Genomic DNA, 15,966 nt, shown 5'->3' on the forward strand with positions numbered 1-15,966 from the left:
ACAGTCACGGGATCAGCCCCGTCCGTCGGCCCAGCCAGTCGAGGTTGCTGCCAAGACCGGCCCGGAACACCGTCCAGTCGTGAGCGCCGGGAAACGCGTCGAAGTGTGCCGCCACCCCGGCCCGCACGGCCGCCTGGTACATCAGCTCCTGCTGCGGGCGGAACTCCCCGTCGTCCGCGCCGACCGCGAAGGCCACCGCGGTGTCGGGGAATCCGCGCCGCGCCAGCAGGTGCCGCGGGTCCACCGCGTCGAACGCGGCCTCGTCGCCGCCGAAGGCCTCGTCCACCGTCCTGCCGTGGCTGCCGAGCGTGGGCTCGTCCTGGCCCGAGATGTCGAGCACCGAGCCGTACACCTCGGGGGCGTTGAGCCCGAGCTGGATCGCGCAGGTCCCACCGTAGGAGAGCCCGCCGATCGCCCGGGCCCGCCGGTCGGTGGCGGCCTGCAGATGGCCGCTCACCCAGTCCGGCACGTCCTGGGCGAGGTAGGTCTGGGCCTGGGCGATCCTGGAGTTCATGCACAAGGTGCTGCCCCAGGTCGAGCCTGCGGCGTCGACCGACAGCACGATCGGGGCCAGGCCCTGGTGCGCGGCCGCGAAGGCGTCCAGCAGCTCCGGCACCTGACCGGTGCTCATCCAGTCGCCGGGCGAGCCCGGCTGCCCCGGCATCAGGACCAGCACCGGCAGCAGCGGCCGTGGATCGGCCTGGTAAGCGGGCGGCAGGTAGACGTACGCCTCCCGGGCCCTGAAGCCCGACTTCGTGCCCGGGATCTCGGCCGTGGCGACCGTCCCCTTGGCAGGCAGCCCGGCCGGCGGTGTCCACGCCTCGGCGAGCGCCTTGCCGGCCGGGGCCGCCACCGTGCGGTGCGCGGCGCCGGGCACGGCGCCGGTCCGCTGCAGCCACGGCGCGAGCAGCACCCGCGCGGTCGGGTACTGGTCGAACTGCCGGTTCACCTGTGATCCCGACATCAGCAGCACCAGCAGCCCGCCGAGCAGCACGGCCGACCGACCACGCCAGCGCAGCCGGCGCGGCCCGTGCGCGTGCCAGAGCCGGGAGGCCGCCAGCAGCAGGCCGAGCAGCGCGATGCCGACCCAGAGCGTGACCCGGTGCGGCAGCTTGTCCGGGAACGGCTGCCACCAGTCATCGACGGTGACCTGCACCAGCACGGTGAGCGCACCGGCCAGCACCACCGCCCCGGCGAACCACCTGCTCCACCAGCGCTCGCCCCGGCACAGCGCCAGCCCGAGCAGCGCGCCGGCCCCCAGCAGCAGCACCAGAACCGGAACCGCGCCATGCGTCAGCGGCCAGTCCAACGGACCGGCGGCCCGGAGCACCTGGTGCCACACCGCGGCGGTCCCGTGGTCGTCGTGCTGTGTCATCGCAGGGGACTCTCCAGATCGGTGCATCAGTGCTTCGGTGCTTCGGTATCCGGTCCGGATCCTGCCCGGCGGAACATGAGGTTGTGATGAGCCCCTGTCGACACCGGCGGCGGTCACCGACATACTCGACCCCAACGGCCGTACTACGCACCGAAGTTCAGCAAAGCCAAGGGCGCAGGCGGCCGCTCTCCATGCCCGGACGTAAACGAGGAGATCAACGCATGCGTCGAGTACTCACGAGCTTCGCGATGGCCGCGGCGCTCTTAGGCACCGCCGCGGTGGCCGGCGCCCAGGCCCCCGTGGCATCCGCCTCCGCCACGCCGTCCGTCACCATCCACAGCACCACGGGCTGCGCCGGCGCCCTGGTGCGCACCCCGCAGGCCGGGCAGCCGCTGACCGCCGCGGCGGCCGGGGCCCCGGCCGCGCTGAACGGCTTCTTCGAGCAGGCCGCGCAGCACCATGTCACCTGGCTGCCCACGATGACCTGCAAGGCCTCGCCGGTGAACCACCGGCTGCGGCCCGCGCCCGGCGCCCCCACCGCACCCGCCGCACCCGCCGCACCCGGCGCCGTGAACTCGCAGTACCAGAGCGGCAACTGGTCCGGTTACCAGATCACCCAGCCCGGCGTCCAGGTCGCCCAGGGCGGCTGGACCGTCCCGGCGGTCTCCGCGCCGAACCCGGGCTTCTCCCCGACCGGCGCGTACTACTCGGCCACCTGGTCCGGCATCGGCGGAGGGTTCAACAGCAGCGCCGGGGCCCTCGTGCAGGCCGGCTTCTCAGGGGACGTGCAGCCCAGCGGCGCCACCTCCTACTACCCGTGGTGGGAGATCGTCGGCGGCACCGGCGACACCGGCAGCGAGGTCCGGGTCACCAACCTCACCTTCCGCCCCGGCGACACCGTCTCGACCACCCCGTACTGGGCGCCGATCAACGGCGGCCTGGCGCAGTGGGCACTCTGCAACATGACGCAGAACGTCTGCGTCGACTTCGCCCACGCCTCCTCGGCACCGGGCGACACCGCGGAGTGGATCCAGGAGGCACCGACGGTCGGCGGCAGCATCGCGCCGCTGGCGAACTTCGGCGCGGTGACCTTCAGCACCGCCTGCTGGGTCCAGACCTGGCCGGGCAGCTGCGTCCCCGCGGCCACCGGCGCGGGCCTGTCCTCGATCAGCCTCTACGAACCCGCGTTCAACAAGGAGCAACTCGTCGCCACACCGGGCGCGGTCAGCGCGAGCGGCTCCCAGTTCACCGACTACTTCGAGCAGCCGAGGCCCTGACCTACCTCATCGGTTCGGGAACGGCCCCGCGCACAGCCGCGTCCTCATAGGGGCGAATGATGCTCACAAACAGAGGATGACGCTCATGAATGTGCGCCCGAGTCGGCGTGGGGTCCTGGCCGGTGCCGCCGCGACAGCTCTCACCGTCGTGCTTCCCACCGGAGAGAAGGCCTTCGCGCAGGACACGAACAGCGAGGACCGCACCGACATCGCCAGGCAGTTGCGTGCCCTTGAACAGGCGCATTCCGCGCGGCTCGGGATCTTCGCGCAGGACACCGTCACCGGTCGGACGGTGCGGTACCGAGCGGACGAGCTGTTCCCGATCTGTTCGGCGTCCAAGACGATCGCCGTTGCGGCGGTGCTGCGCGACCTCGACCGCAACGGCGATTTCCTCGCCAAAGTGATCCGGTACACCGAGCAGGACGTCACGGAGTCGGGCTACGCGCCGATCACCGGCCGGCCGGCCAACCTCGCGGGCGGCATGACGGTCGCGGATCTGTGCGCGGCCGCCCTCGACTACAGCGACAACACGGCGGCGAACCTGCTGCTGCGTCAACTCGGCGGCCCGAGCGCGGTCACCCGCTTCTGCCGTTCGATCGGAGACCGGGTCACCCGACTCGACCGATGGGAACCCGCCCTGAACTCAGCAGAGCCGGGGCGGCTGACCGACACCACCAGCCCGCTCGCCATCGGCCGGACCTACCGCCGGCTCACGCTCGGCGACGCCCTCGACGCGGGAGACCGACAGCGCCTGACCGGCTGGCTGCTGAACAACACGACCAGCGCCAACCGCTTCCGCGCCGGGCTGCCCAAGGACTGGAGGGTCGCGGACAAGACCGGCAGCGGCGGCTACGGCACCACCAACGACGTCGGCATCGCCTGGCCCCCCGGCCGGGGCCCGATCGTGCTGGCGGTCCTGTCCACCAAGCACGACGCCACCGCACCGGGCGACGAGCCACTGGTCGCCGACACGGCCGCACTCCTGGCGGCAGCCCTCGCCTGACCGACCCGGCCACCACGGCCGGTAGCCCGTCGCGGCGGGTGGATCCTGAAACGTCGGCCCGGCCGACGTTCAGGACCCACCCGCCGCGACCCGTTGTACCGCCGACTGGCCGGGCAAGCGACAGCTTCGGCGCCGTGCAGCCCGGGCGGCCCGGCCTGAAGCAGGCCCATCCGGGCGAGTCGACCGCTCGGAGGCGGCGTGCGCGGTGCAAAGACGGGTACTCGCCTCCCATGGAGATCTTTCGCCGGCGACGGTCCCGCAGCAGCTCCGCCGAGCCCGGCCCATCGGACGCCACCGACACGGGCGAGGCGCAGCAGCTGGCCGACGAGCTCACGGCCGAGCTCACCGGCTGGGACACCGCCGACGCCGCCGAGCTGCCCGCCCGGGAGGCCCAGGCCCGGCTCGGCCTGCGCCGGCTGAGCCGCACCCTGGCACGCAGCCGCACGGGCGTGCAGCCCATCGATGCAGGGCCCGGCGGCGCACGGCCCGGCGGCGCGCTGCCCGGCGATGTGCTGCCCGGCAGTGCGCTGCGCGGTCGCATGCTGCGCGGCGGCGTCGGCGTGGCCCGGCGGACGGCGCGCGGCTCCGTCGCCAGGGGCCATCGGCTGGCCGACCGGCTGCTCGCCACCGCGCCACGGATCCCCATCCGCGACCTCGCCACGCTGCGCCGCCAGCACCCGAGCGCCGCCACCCCCGAGGAGCTGGCCGACCGCCTGGTCACCGGCGCCTGCCGGGCCAGCGCCGCGATCGGCGCGAGCGTCGGCGCGGCGGCCGTCGTGCCGACCGCGGCGGTCACCGCCGAACTGGCCGCCGAGCTGCTGGCCGTCGCGGCGGTCGAGGTGAAGCTGATCGCCGAGCTGCACGAGGTGTACGGCCATCCGGCCACCGGCAGCCGGGCGGAGCGCGCCACCGCCTACGTCAGCGCCTGGGCCGAGCGCCGCGGCATCGACAGCGTCAGCCTGCTCCGGCCGAGCAGCGTCCTCGCGATGGGCGCGGGCGCCCGGGTCCGCAAGCAGGTCAGCCGCCGGCTGGCCCGTGGCTCGCTGCGCAAGCTGCCCTCCCTCACGCCGCTGCTGATCGGCTCCGCGGTCGGCGCCGAGCTGAACCGCCGCGACACCCGCCGCCTGGCCAATCAGGTCCGCGCCGACCTGCGCCACCGCGCGGACCGCCCCGAGTACTCCTGGGACCTGTAGCGCCAGGAGCTCCGCAGCTCCTGGGACCGCCCGGCCGAGCGGCGTACTGCGATCTGATGGCATCGGGCGTTAGCTGGTATCACCCCGGGCTCCCGTGGGGGACGCCCCGCGTGGGAGCCGCCCCGCAGGCACTGTGGCCTGCCCCGGGAAGGAGGATGTCGCTCCATGGACGGAAACCCGCTCGGTGCACGCGCGACGACGCTGGGCCGCAGAGCCTCGACGCTGGGCCGCAGGGCCTCGACGCTCGGCGGCCGAGCCGCGAGCGCGGTCGCGGGCACGGCCGCGCGGGCCTGGCGCGGCGGCCAGGAGCTCGAACTGCTGCACCGCGCGATGGCCTTCGCGGCGATCTTCTTCGTCACGCTCGTTCCGCTGCTGGTCGTCATCACGGCGGCGCTGCCGGCCCGCGGCAACGGCATCGCCGACTGGGTCATCGACGGCCTGGGCGTGTCCGGCAGCTCGGCCCGTTCGGTCAGCGAGCTGTTCGCCTCCCGCCACCAGGTGCTGAGCACCACCACCGCACTGAGCCTGGCCGCGCTGGCCGTCTTCGGAATATCCCTGATGGCCGCCGTGCAGAAGGGGTACGAACGGGTCTGGCACCTCTCCCCCGCGGCCTGGCACACGCTCTGGCGCCAGGTGCTCGGCCTGGCCGGACTGATCGCGCTGATCCTGCTCAGCACCTGGCGCGGACTGCCCTGGGACGGCGCGTCGTCCCCGGCCGGGCCGCGCATCACGCTCGACGTGGTCACCGGCGTCCTGTACTTCTGGTGGCTGCAGCACCTGCTGCTCGGCTCCCGGGTCGGCTGGCGGCCGCTGCTGCCGGGTGCGGTCGCGACCGTGGCCGCCTTCGCCGGTCTGCGGCTCTTCTCCGAGCTGGTCTTCGCCCCGCTGATCGTCTCCAACGCCGTCTCGTACGGAACGGTCGGCATCGTCCTGATCGTGCAGTCATGGCTGATCGGCGTCGGCTACACCGTCTACGGCGGCGCCCTGGTCGGCCAGGCCGCCACCCGAGGCAACCGGCCCACCCCGGAGGACCCGCCGAACGACCCCCCGGCGGGGAGCAACCTCCCCGACCTCACCGGCCGCAACAGCTAGGGACTGCCTGCATGACCGAGAACGAGATCAAGCTGAAGGCCATCGCCGCGCTCACCGGCCTGCGCAGCGGTGTCGGGACGGACTACGTGTCCGAACTGCTCGGCGAGGTGGTCCCCGAGTACTTCATGGTCCCGGTGGACGCGGACGCCAAGCAGGTCGGCCTCGCCCTGCTGCGGCAGCTCTCCGAGCCGCTCAGCGCGCTGATCACCGGCTTCGTCCTGGCCTTCGACGCGGTGGCCGACGCCTACGACGAGACCGCGCCCGCCGTCCGGACCGAGGAGATCCTCCAGGCACTGGCACTCCAACTCGCCGGCAACCCCGACTCCGACGGCTGAGGCTGAGGCTGGGGCCGAGGCTGAGGCCGAGGCCTCACTTCACCGGCACCCCGTGCAGAACGGCGTCGAAGAGCGGGGTGAGGCGGTCTTCGAGGCCCTGGTAGTCACCGGTGTGGCCGTCGGACCACTGGGCCATCCCGACCACCAGCGCGTTCCCGGCCATCCCGAAGGACTGCACCAGGCCGCTGTCCCCCGCCAGTTCACGCAGACCGGACCCCTTCGGCGGCAGCTGGACGGCGACCTCGAAGTCCGTCGGCGCGGCGCTCAGGTTGGTCACCAGGTCCATCGCGTCGAGCGGGTCCTTCATGGTGAACAGCGCCACGCTGTACTCGTTGTTGTCCGCATCCTTGTACAGCGCCAGAGCCACCCCGAGGCACCCGTGCCCCTGGGCGATCATCCCGGCCAGCCGCGCCCCGACGGTGTCGGCGCCCGTGCAACTCGGCACTCCGCTCTGGGCGACCTGGGTGAACCCCTGGACCTGCGTCGGCAGCACGCTCGGCGGGTAGGCCGCCGTCACCGGCGCGGAGGCCACCCGCGCAGCCGAGGGCGAGACGGCGACCGACGGCGATGCCGCAGGCGACACCGAGCCCCCCGCAGTCGCGCCGGCAGCCGCCCCCGCGGCCGGGCGCGGCGCACGGGTGAGCCACGGCCCGAGCAGACCGACCGCCGCCACCGCGACCATCACGCCGAGCAGCACCGCCAGCACCGGCCGGCGCCAGTCGCGCCGCCGCCGCGCCTCGGTCCGAGGTGCCCCGGTGACCTGGCCGCGGGCCCGTTCAGCCGCGCTCGGCTCGTGGATCGCCGTGCTCTTCTCGAACTCCCTGACGAACTCGTCCCACAGTCTGTCCCCACTCTGATGTTCGGCCACGGCGGAACCTTAGTGATCATCGCGGCACCTTGGAAAGCACCGGCCTTCCCTAACGGGCACCCTCACACTGGAGTGCTCCAGGCCGCCCGCGAGCGGGTGAGCGGCAACGCGGCGATGGTCACCGCCGCGAGCAGCACGGCGGCCGGCAGCAGCGCCAGCGCCGGATGCCCGTGCAGCACGGCGACGGCGCCGGCGAGTGCGCCGACGAGCATCGCCGCCGCCGAGAGCAGCCGGCGCCCGGCCCGCGCGCCGGGGCCGCCGGCCAACCGGCTGTCTGCGGCGACCCCGGTGATGGTCAGCGTCAGCACCGTCGTGGTGAGGTCGGGGACCGCCAGGATCCGCGCGGCGCAGTTCTGCACCCCCATCGCGAGGCCGAGCAGGGCGATCAGCAGGTAACGGCCGCCGTCGCCGTACGAGTGACCGGACGAGTCACCGGCCAGCAGCGCGGTCACCAGGGCGCCCGCGACCAGCACGGTCTCGGCGGTCAGCGCCCGGAGCAGCACCCGGGCGCGATGAGCACGGACGGGGTGGACGAGGCGCCCGCCGAGCAGCGCGCCGCAGGCGAAGGCCGCCAGCGCCGCGACCGAGGCCACCAGCGAGAATCCACTGGCACCGGCGACCGCGAACCCGGAGAAGACCACGTTGCCGGTCATGTTGGCGACGAAGACGCGGCCGAGGGCCAGATAGCTGAAGGCGTCGATCAGGCCGGTGACCACCGTGAGGGCGATCATCAGCGGCGGCAGCGGGCCGTGCCGGTCCCGCATGTCCGGCACCAGAGTGGTCCACGCCTCGCGCAGGGCGGCAGACACGGCAGACACGGCAGCTCCGATCGAACGGGCCCACCGCGATCGGCGGGCCGGGCAGCTCCAGCCTGCGACCCGCCGGGCGTTCTGTCCAAGAGATGGAACCGGACGCAGCGATCGCTCCTACCGATCAATGAGTCACCCCTCCTCCGGCTCCTCCTCCGGCCTGCCGCTGTGCCGCTCGACGGTGGCGAGGAAGGCGGTCGCGGCAGCGGACAGCCGGCTCCCGTCGTAGACGACCGCGACCCGGTGCCGCGCAGCCTCGTCCGCCAGCCGCAGCACCCGTGCACCGGCGGGCGCACCGGCCACACCGTCCGCCCCCTCACCCGCCGGGAGCAGCATGGCGGCAGCCGAGCGCGGCACCACCGTGACACCCAGGCCACGCGCGGCCAGCCTGACCATGTCGCTGACCAGCCCCACCTCGAACCGCTGGTCGGGCCGGACACCCGCCCGCTCGAACGCCGACTCGACCTGACGGCGCAGCCCGGTGCCACGGGTTAACTGGATCAGCCGGTCGTCGGCGAGTTCGCTCAGACCGACGGACTCCCGTTCGGCGAGCGCGTGGTCCGGCGGGACGACCGCGACCAGCGGGTCGCTGTCCAGCACGCGGCACTCGACCCCCTGCGGCAGCGCTCCCGGGCCCACGCCGATCACGGCCAGGTCCAGCGCCCCGGCGGTCACGGCGGCGACCATGTCCTCGCTGGTGGCGTAACTGACGTGCAGGTCGATGCCGGGGTGGCGGTGCTGGTAGTCCGCGAGCACGTCGGCCAGGTCGAGCGCGCTGCCGAGGGTCTGGATCAGACCGAGGGCCAGCCGGCCACGGCGCAGCCCGGCCAGCGCGTCGAGCTCGGCCTGCGCGCCGTCCACATCCGAGAGGATCCGCCGGGCCCAGGGCAGCAGCGTCTCACCGGCGGCCGTCAGCCGCACCGAACGGCTGGTGCGGCTGAACAGACTCGCGCCGACCTCCTTCTCCAGGCGGGCGATCTGCTGGCTGAGCGCGGACTGCGCGACATAGCAATGCGCCGCCGCCTGAGTGAAGTTGCTGGTCTCGGCGACGGCGACGAAGTACTTGAGGTGGCGCAGTTCCATCTGCTCTGCCGATCGGTTCGGGCTGGATCATGCCGTGGACCGATCCATCCTCGCGCACCCGCCTCCCCGGCCACGGCATGAGCGATCACCCCACCAGGCGCCGTCCGGAGTGACCATGACTGCCCTGCACCTCGGCGCGGAGTTGACTGCGCGTGCGCATCAGGATCCGACCGAGCATGTTCTTGCCGGTGCCGGTCCTGCCGCGACCCCAGTAGTGGTCCGTGCTGGTGTCCTCGACGATCTCCTCATCGGCGGTGGACAACAGGATGCCGCGGATGTCCGCATGCGCCTGGAACTTGGCCACCACGGCACGACGCATCACACCGTCCTTGACGCGGTCCCAGTCCCGCCGCAGCGGTTTGGCCGGGTCACGGCCCAACTCGGCGGCACGCAACGGCGTGCGGGCCCGGCGGATGAGATCGGCATGGCGGGTGCCGACGAACTTCTGTGCCTGGAAGTAGTGCTCCGAGGTCGGCCACAGGTGCCCGTCGAGGTCCAGACAGTGCGCTGAGAAGTTGGAGAAGCAGCCGTAGGGGACGTCGTCGGCACCGTAGAAGTAGATCGTCATCCGAACCTCGTGGCAGTTGCGGGAACCCGCACGGTCTCAGGCACCGGGCTGCGCCCGCAACCGGTTTGCCCGACCGGTCCTCTGCCGCCCGGCAGTCGTGGGCGGCTCGGCCCCCGTGCGTTCCACAGGGTTTTCACAAGACCGCGCGCTACCGTCCAGCGCTTCCGGCCGCCCGGCCGGAGTCGGGCCCGGTGGACCGGTGCCCTGCCGGAGCGCCCCGGAGAGACAGGGAAGAAGCCGCATGGATCAGCAGGCACCGTTGGGCGGCCGTTACGTGCTGGGCGAGTTGCTGGGCCGCGGCGGGATGGCCCAGGTGTACCGGGCACAGGACCTGCGGCTGAACCGGACCGTCGCGATCAAGGTGCTGCGGCCGGAGTTCACGACCGATCCGTCCTGGCGCCTGCGGTTCGCCCGGGAGGCGCGGTCGGTGGCGGCGCTGAACCACCCGGGCATCGTGGCGGTCTTCGACTCCGGCGAGGACGAGGACGGCGCCACCGGCACCCCGGTGCCGTACATCGTGATGGAGCACGTCCGCGGCGCGGCGCTGTCCGAGCTGCTCGGCCGGGGCGAACTCCTCAGCCCGGCAAGGGCCGTGCGCATCACCGCCGACATCCTGGACGCACTGGCGCATGCCCACGCGCACGGCTTCGTGCACCGCGACGTCAAACCGGCGAACGTGATGGTCACCCCCGGCGACGGCGACACCGCCGACACCGTCAAGGTGATGGACTTCGGCATCGCCCATGCCCTCGGGCCCGCCGCCGGCGCGGCGCTGACGCAGGCCGGCATGGTCGTCGGCACCGCCGAGTACCTCTCGCCGGAGCAGGCCCGCGGCGAGCCGGTCGACGCGCGCAGCGACCTCTACTCCACCGGCTGTCTGCTCTACGAACTCCTCACCGGTCAGCCGCCGTTCAGCGAGCCGACCCCGCTGGCCACCGCCTGGCGCCATCTCGACGAAGAGCCCGCCCCGCCGTCGCTGCACGGGCCGGGCCTGCCGCCCGCGCTCGACGACGTGGTGCTGACCGCGCTCGCGAAGTCCCGTGAACACCGCTTCCAGGACGCACCCGAGATGCGCGCCGCACTCGCCGCGGCGCTCCCCCGGCCCACCGGCCGGCTCACCGCCGCCGTCCCGGGCCCAGAGGAAGGCCCAAGCTCAAGCCCACGTTCGACCGAGCACCCGGCCACCGCCCCGGCCCGGCCGCGCCGCCGGGCCGGCCGGCTGACCGCGGTGCTGGCGGCCGGCACCGCGGTGGCAGCCGTGGCCGCCGGTTATGCGATCGTGCACACCGGCGCGCACAGCACACCGGCGCCCTCGGTCAAGGCGCCCGACCTGGCCGGCGCGACCGTGCTCCAGGCCCGCAAGGACGCCCGCGACGCGGGCCTGCGGATCGGCGACATCGCGTACGGCGGCTGCCCGGATCCGGCCCGCGCGACGGTCGGCACGGTCTGCGAGCAGCGGCCGCCGGCGGGCGCCCCGCTCGCCCAGGGCGGCACGCTCACCGTCCGGCTCCCGGAGCCACGCCGCACCGACCACTGACGACCGGCCGCACGGCGGTTCGTCAGCACGGCGGTTCGTCAACGCAGCGCCTTCGCCTGCCAGTAGCCGAACTGCTGCAACGGGTCTCCGTCCAGCTGCCACGGCCACGGCGTCACCGTCTGGCCGATCAGCTGGAAGGTCTCCGTCGCGTCGCGCAGTCGCCCCGACTGGACCAGGGCGTACCCGAGCAGGTTGAGGTCGGCGAGCGCGGCGGCGTGCTGCAGGGCCCCGGGCGGGGTCCAGTCGGCCAGCGCGCGTTCCAGCGCGGTGGTCGCCCGGCCGTGCGTCCACTGCCCGCGGGCCAGCAGGGCATCGACGCCACCGCGGTCGGTGGTGCGCTTGTGCTCCTCGACCAGCGCGGTCAGCTCCACGCCCGCGGCCGGTGCCGTCGACGGAACCCCGGCGCGGACGGCGTCCACGAAGTCCAGCTGGCGGCTGCGCGAGCCGCACTCCTCCGGCGACAGGTAGTGCAGCATCTCCAGGTGGGCCTCGCGGTGCCAGGGATCGCGGGCGGTCACCTCGTGCCAGACCTCGAACAGGTCGCGCGAATCGGCCCGGAGCAGGCGCAGGATCCCGAGCAGGACCACCCAGGGCGTCGGGTCGTCCGGGCTCGCGTCGGCGGCGCGGTAACAGCCGTCGGCAGTGGTGCGGGCATCCGCCATCTCCCCGGCGCGGCGGCCGCGCACCAGCTCGACCCACGCCTCGAACACCAGCGCGTCGGCATTGCGCGGCTGCCGCAGTCGCCAGGAGCGCGCGAGGTTGGAGTGCGCGGCGGCCTCGGCGAGTACGGAGTAGCGGTGCGAGCGGCGGTCCCAGTCCGTGCCGGCGTCCTGGATCAGCCGCTCCACCTGATCCATCTGGATCTCGTTCAGGCCGGGCATCGCGGGGGAATCGAGTTGCCTGCGGACCCGCCCGAGTTTGACGTCATCGAGTTCTGGCAGCATGCGGGGGCCGGAGCCCCGAAGTCTTCGAAAGATCGACACGCGCGCAGCCTAGGGCCGGCACGGAAGCCCAGACAGCCCCCGGGGAGTCACAGGGAGACAATCGTTACTTCTCGTTTCAATCTGGTGATATTACCGGCTCGTACGGCGATCGTCAGTCGTCCGAACGCTCACGGACCAGCACGCTCATGAACCAGCGCGCTCACGGACCACCTCGGCTGCCGGCCGGTCGTCGCGCATGCCGAGGAACCGGGGGTGCCGCAGCCGGCCGTCGCGGGTCCACTCGGTGAAACCGACCTGCGCCACCAGCACCGGGCGCACCCAGCGCGCGGTCCGCTCCCGGACCTCCTCCTCGAACGGGCAACGGTCCTGCGCCAGCCGGTCGAGGTACTGGCGCAGCACCCGCAGCGTCACGGTGTCGAAGCCGGTGCCGACCTTACCGGCGTAGCGCAGCCGGCCGCCCTCGTGGTAGCCGAGCAGCAGCGCGCCGAAACCGCTCCGGCTGCCGGCCGGCGCGGTGAAGCCGCCGACCACGAACTCCTGGGCGCGGCCGCACTTGAGCTTGAGCCACTCGCCCGAGCGGCCGTGCGCGTACCCGGCGGAGGCCCGTTTGGCGATCAGCCCCTCCCAGCCCTCCGCACACGCCCGCGCCAGCAACTCCGCGCCGCCCGCACCTCCCGCGCCCTGCTCGCGGTGCTCGGTGAAGCGCAGCGGCGTGCGGAACTCGATCACCTCGCGCAGCAGCGCCTTGCGCACCCTCAGCGGCAGCCGGGTGGTGTCCTGACCTGCCAGCCGCAGCAGGTCGAAGAGGAAGTACGTGACGGCCACCGACCCGGCCCGCGCGAGGGCCGGGTCGGTGATCTGCATCCGCTGCTGGAGCAGCGCGAAGTCGGTGCGGCCCTCGTTGAGGGCGACGATCTCGCCGTCCACCGCGAAGTCGGCGCACGGCTGCGCGGCCAGCGCGTCGACGACCTCCGGGTAGGTGTCCGCCGCCCGCTTCCCGGTGCGTGAGAGCAGCAGCACCCCGCCCGCCGAGCGCGAGGCGAGTGCGCGCACGCCGTCCAGCTTGCGCTCGAAGAGCCAGTCGGCGCCGAACGAGCGCCGTTCGCTGGGCCGCGCCAGCATCGGCGAGCCGAGTGCGGCGGCCGGGTCGTCGGGCGCCGGGCGCAGCAGGCGGCGGTACTCGTCCGGCAGCCGCGTCAGCAGCTCCTCGCCGCTCGCGCTCACGGCCGGCGCCCTGAGACCGGCTCCGGCTCCGGCGCGGGCCCGCGCAGCTCGCAGTACACCGCCCAGGCCACCGAGACCAGCGGCACCGCGACCACCGCGCCGATCACCCCCGCCAGCAGCGTGCCGATCGCCACCGAGAGGGCCACCACGAGCGGATGGATCCGCACCGCCCAGCTGAGCACCAGCGGGTGCAGCACGTGCCCCTCGATCTGCCCGATCACCACGATCAGGCCGAGCAGGACCACCGCGGTCACCGGCCCCTTGGTCGCGAGCGCGACGACCGAGGCGACGGCGAGCGCGATCGGCGAGCCGATCAGCGGCACGAAGGTGGCCAGGAACTCCAGCAGCATCAACGGCACCACCAGCGGCACCCCGAGCAGGAACAGCGCGATGCCGACCAGCACCGCGTTGCTCGCCGAAACGATCACGATGCCCCGGGTGTAGCCGGCGAAGGTCCGCCACGCGGCCCGCCCGCCCCGGTCGACGCGCGGCCGGGCCGCGGCCGGCAGCTGGCCGCCCAGCCAGCGCCACATCCGGTCGCCCGAGTGGATGAAGAACAGGCTGCAGAACAGCGCCAGCGCACCGCCGGTGATCGCCTCCACCACCCGGCCCGCGCTGTTCACCGCCGTGCTGATCAGCGCCGAGCGGTGGGCGGAGACGAAGCTGCCGACCTTGCTGCGCAGCCCGGAGACCGCGCTGGCCCGCAGGTGCAGCGGCGGCCCCTGCAGCCACTGCTCGATCCGGTTGAGGCCGCCGTGCACCTCGGTGCGCAGCCGGCTTTCGTCCTGCGCCACCAGCTCGCCGGTCAGCGCGAGCAGGCCGAGCAGCAGCAGCACCGCGGCCAGCACGGTGATGACGACCGCGAGCGTGCGCGGCATCACCCGGGCGAGCAGGTCGGTCACCGGCCGCAGGATCGACGTGATGACCAGGCCGAGGAAGACCGCGATCGCGACCAGCTGCAACCGCTGCAGGATCGTGTAGACGGCGTATCCGGCCAGGCCGACGAGCAGCAACCGCCACGCGTACCCGGCCGCCAGCACCAGACCGGGCGCCACCGCGCCGGGCGGCCGCGAGCGGTCCCGCCGGGGGCGGACGGACGGCCGCGGGCGCGGGCGCTCGTCTGCGCGCCGAGGCGTCACCGCGGGACGACCGGGCCGCCGGGCCCGGCCACCCCACCGCTCGAAGCCCCGCTGGCCGAAGCCCCACCGCCCGAAGCCCCACCGCTCGAAGCCCCACTGGCCGACCGCTGCGACCGAGGTTCCCTCACCTGCCGACGCTCCCTCACCTGCCGCCAACGCCCGGAGTGCCGACCCGCCGCAACCCGGCGGCTTGCGAGCACTCCTCATCAACCGACACCACCCCGGACTTGTCCAGCCTCCGCGCCGCCGCCCGCACAGGTTCACCTCGAACGGCCGGACCGGTCTGAACGTCTCGCAGGGAGCGTCAGGTGGTCGCCAGCACTCCGGCGTACGAGACCGCCGCGATCAGCAGCCAGGAGGCGAGCCCGGCGAGCAGCGCGCGCCGGCCGGTGCGCAGCAGGGCGCGGATGTTCACCGTCGTCCCCAGCGCGAACAGGGCGGCGGACAGCAGCAGTTCATCGACCTGCTCGGCCGCGGCGACCACCGGGGCGGGCACGGCTCCGGTGCTGCGCAGCGCTGCGAGCGCCAGGAAGCCGGCGATGAACAGCGGCACCAGCGGCGGGCGTCTGCCGGCGGCCTCGGCGCCCGCCGCCACACCGCCCGCACGGCGGCGGGCCACCGCGACGCCGGTCACGATCGGCGCGAGCAGCGCCACCCGCATGAGCTTGACCACCACCGCCTGGCCCAGCGCGACGGGCCCCGCCGTCTGGGCCACCGCCACCACCTGGCCGACGTCGTGCACACTGGCCCCGGCCCAGCGGCCGAACTGGACGTCGCTCAGACCCAGCAGGTCGTGCAGCGACGGCAGCACCGCGATGGCGAGTGACCCGCAGAGCGTGACCAGGGCGACCGCCGTGACGACGTCCTCCTCCTCGCTGTCGGTGACGCCGTTCATCGCCGCGACAGCCGAGGCGCCACAGATCGAGAAGCCGGTGGCGATCAGCAGCGGCTGGTCCCCGGGCAGTCCCAGCCGGCGGGCCAGCCACTGCGTCCCGGTGAAGGTGGCCGTCACGACGACCAGGACGAGCACGAGCGTGGGCCAGCCGAGTGCGAGGACGTCGCCGAGCGCGAGCTTGAGACCCAGCAGGGCGATACCCAGGCGCATCAGCCGCTTGCCGGCGAAGCCGAGCCCCGGGCGAGTGGCGGCGGGCAGCAGGCGCGTGTTCCCGGCCAGTACCCCGAGGCCGACCGCGGCGGTGAGCGGGGCCACCGTCGGCAGCACCGAGTTCACCGACCAGGCCACCGCCACCGCGGCCGCCACCGCACCGAGCCCGGGCCCGAGCGACCGCAGGTGCGCGACAGCGCTGACAGCACTGGCAGCGCCGGCCCGCCCGGCCGTCCGTCCGTCGGCAGCGCTGTCGGCGGCGGCGTCCGGACGGTCGGTGTGCTCGACGCTGCCGGCGCTGTCGGCGCGGTCGGCCGGCAAGGTGCGGGGCGGGGAAATGGTCATGCTCCGACCCTGTCGCGGCCCGCGCAGCACCGGTAGCCAGCAGTTCTTTGCCATGCCATAGGGTTTTCC

The 15,966-nt window shown here is 73.7% G+C and carries 15 protein-coding genes; 6 read left to right on the forward strand and 9 right to left on the reverse strand.

Translation table 11 applies throughout. From position 1 onward, the window contains the following. Window positions 1–4: 4 nt before the first annotated feature. The gene (locus AC060L_RS31200) at window positions 5–1,375 is read right to left on the reverse strand and encodes an alpha/beta hydrolase (protein WP_483802323.1); all 1,371 of its coding nucleotides are present in this window, start codon (window positions 1,373–1,375) and stop codon (window positions 5–7) included. Between the two features lie 221 nt (window positions 1,376–1,596). On the opposite strand from AC060L_RS31200, the gene AC060L_RS31205 reads away from it, so the two are divergent. From AC060L_RS31205 to AC060L_RS31225, 5 genes are all read left to right on the forward strand, one after another. Next, the gene (locus AC060L_RS31205) at window positions 1,597–2,652 is read left to right on the forward strand and encodes a G1 family glutamic endopeptidase (RefSeq protein ID WP_483802324.1); all 1,056 of its coding nucleotides are present in this window, start codon (window positions 1,597–1,599) and stop codon (window positions 2,650–2,652) included. Window positions 2,653–2,728: 76 nt separating this feature from the next. Further along, window positions 2,729–3,655: a class A beta-lactamase gene (gene bla, locus AC060L_RS31210; protein ID WP_483802325.1), complete on the forward strand. Its 927-nt coding sequence runs from the start codon at window positions 2,729–2,731 to the stop codon at window positions 3,653–3,655. Window positions 3,656–3,885: 230 nt separating this feature from the next. Next, the gene (locus tag AC060L_RS31215; RefSeq protein WP_483802326.1) at window positions 3,886–4,848 is read left to right on the forward strand and encodes a hypothetical protein; all 963 of its coding nucleotides are present in this window, start codon (window positions 3,886–3,888) and stop codon (window positions 4,846–4,848) included. Window positions 4,849–5,013: 165 nt separating this feature from the next. Continuing rightward, complete coding sequence (locus AC060L_RS31220; RefSeq protein WP_483802327.1) at window positions 5,014–5,940, forward strand: YhjD/YihY/BrkB family envelope integrity protein; 927 nt, start codon at window positions 5,014–5,016, stop codon at window positions 5,938–5,940. 11 nt (window positions 5,941–5,951) lie between these two features. Continuing rightward, window positions 5,952–6,275, forward strand: coding sequence for a hypothetical protein (locus AC060L_RS31225; protein ID WP_483802328.1), 324 nt, complete (start codon window positions 5,952–5,954; stop codon window positions 6,273–6,275). 34 nt (window positions 6,276–6,309) lie between these two features. Here the strand turns inward: AC060L_RS31225 and AC060L_RS31230 are convergent, their stop codons facing one another. The 4 genes from AC060L_RS31230 to AC060L_RS31245 form a co-directional block, all read right to left on the reverse strand. Further along, window positions 6,310–7,143 carry a hypothetical protein gene (locus tag AC060L_RS31230; RefSeq protein WP_483802329.1) on the reverse strand — a complete coding sequence of 278 codons (834 nt, stop codon included), beginning with the start codon at window positions 7,141–7,143 and terminating at the stop codon, window positions 6,310–6,312. A gap of 62 nt (window positions 7,144–7,205) precedes the next feature. Further along, window positions 7,206–7,952, reverse strand: coding sequence for a YoaK family protein (locus tag AC060L_RS31235; protein ID WP_483802354.1), 747 nt, complete (start codon window positions 7,950–7,952; stop codon window positions 7,206–7,208). Window positions 7,953–8,084: 132 nt separating this feature from the next. Then, window positions 8,085–9,035 (reverse strand): LysR family transcriptional regulator, encoded by a 951-nt coding sequence (locus tag AC060L_RS31240; protein WP_483802330.1) that lies wholly within the window; start codon window positions 9,033–9,035, stop codon window positions 8,085–8,087. Between the two features lie 85 nt (window positions 9,036–9,120). Then, window positions 9,121–9,603 carry an NADAR family protein gene (locus AC060L_RS31245; RefSeq protein WP_483802331.1) on the reverse strand — a complete coding sequence of 161 codons (483 nt, stop codon included), beginning with the start codon at window positions 9,601–9,603 and terminating at the stop codon, window positions 9,121–9,123. A gap of 241 nt (window positions 9,604–9,844) precedes the next feature. On the opposite strand from AC060L_RS31245, the gene AC060L_RS31250 reads away from it, so the two are divergent. Beyond that, on the forward strand, window positions 9,845–11,140 hold the full coding sequence (locus AC060L_RS31250) for a protein kinase domain-containing protein (protein WP_483802332.1): 1,296 nt from the start codon (window positions 9,845–9,847) through the stop codon (window positions 11,138–11,140). Between the two features lie 38 nt (window positions 11,141–11,178). Here the strand turns inward: AC060L_RS31250 and AC060L_RS31255 are convergent, their stop codons facing one another. The 4 genes from AC060L_RS31255 to AC060L_RS31270 form a co-directional block, all read right to left on the reverse strand. Next, on the reverse strand, window positions 11,179–12,084 hold the full coding sequence (locus AC060L_RS31255) for a hypothetical protein (protein ID WP_483802333.1): 906 nt from the start codon (window positions 12,082–12,084) through the stop codon (window positions 11,179–11,181). Between the two features lie 183 nt (window positions 12,085–12,267). Then, window positions 12,268–13,308: a non-homologous end-joining DNA ligase gene (ligD, locus tag AC060L_RS31260; protein ID WP_483802334.1), complete on the reverse strand. Its 1,041-nt coding sequence runs from the start codon at window positions 13,306–13,308 to the stop codon at window positions 12,268–12,270. Then, window positions 13,305–14,447 (reverse strand): AI-2E family transporter, encoded by a 1,143-nt coding sequence (locus AC060L_RS31265; protein WP_483802335.1) that lies wholly within the window; start codon window positions 14,445–14,447, stop codon window positions 13,305–13,307. The genes ligD and AC060L_RS31265 overlap by 4 nt, the downstream gene beginning before the upstream one ends. A gap of 304 nt (window positions 14,448–14,751) precedes the next feature. After that, window positions 14,752–15,897, reverse strand: coding sequence for a YeiH family protein (locus tag AC060L_RS31270; protein ID WP_483802336.1), 1,146 nt, complete (start codon window positions 15,895–15,897; stop codon window positions 14,752–14,754). Window positions 15,898–15,966: the final 69 nt, after the last annotated feature.

Source organism: Kitasatospora sp. NEAU-69 (genome assembly GCF_057158765.1).

What these genes read in the sequence shown, in the direction of transcription:
- AC060L_RS31200 (WP_483802323.1), bottom strand. Translation starts at nt 1,375, where the DNA reads ATGACACAGCACGACGACCACGGGACCGCCGCGGTGTGGCACCAGGTG.
- AC060L_RS31205 (WP_483802324.1), top strand. Translation starts at nt 1,597, where the DNA reads ATGCGTCGAGTACTCACGAGCTTCGCGATGGCCGCGGCGCTCTTAGGC.
- bla (WP_483802325.1), top strand. Translation starts at nt 2,729, where the DNA reads ATGACGCTCATGAATGTGCGCCCGAGTCGGCGTGGGGTCCTGGCCGGT.
- AC060L_RS31215 (WP_483802326.1), top strand. Translation starts at nt 3,886, where the DNA reads ATGGAGATCTTTCGCCGGCGACGGTCCCGCAGCAGCTCCGCCGAGCCC.
- AC060L_RS31220 (WP_483802327.1), top strand. Translation starts at nt 5,014, where the DNA reads ATGGACGGAAACCCGCTCGGTGCACGCGCGACGACGCTGGGCCGCAGA.
- AC060L_RS31225 (WP_483802328.1), top strand. Translation starts at nt 5,952, where the DNA reads ATGACCGAGAACGAGATCAAGCTGAAGGCCATCGCCGCGCTCACCGGC.
- AC060L_RS31240 (WP_483802330.1), bottom strand. Translation starts at nt 9,035, where the DNA reads ATGGAACTGCGCCACCTCAAGTACTTCGTCGCCGTCGCCGAGACCAGC.
- AC060L_RS31245 (WP_483802331.1), bottom strand. Translation starts at nt 9,603, where the DNA reads ATGACGATCTACTTCTACGGTGCCGACGACGTCCCCTACGGCTGCTTC.
- AC060L_RS31250 (WP_483802332.1), top strand. Translation starts at nt 9,845, where the DNA reads ATGGATCAGCAGGCACCGTTGGGCGGCCGTTACGTGCTGGGCGAGTTG.
- AC060L_RS31255 (WP_483802333.1), bottom strand. Translation starts at nt 12,084, where the DNA reads ATGCTGCCAGAACTCGATGACGTCAAACTCGGGCGGGTCCGCAGGCAA.
- AC060L_RS31270 (WP_483802336.1), bottom strand. Translation starts at nt 15,897, where the DNA reads ATGACCATTTCCCCGCCCCGCACCTTGCCGGCCGACCGCGCCGACAGC.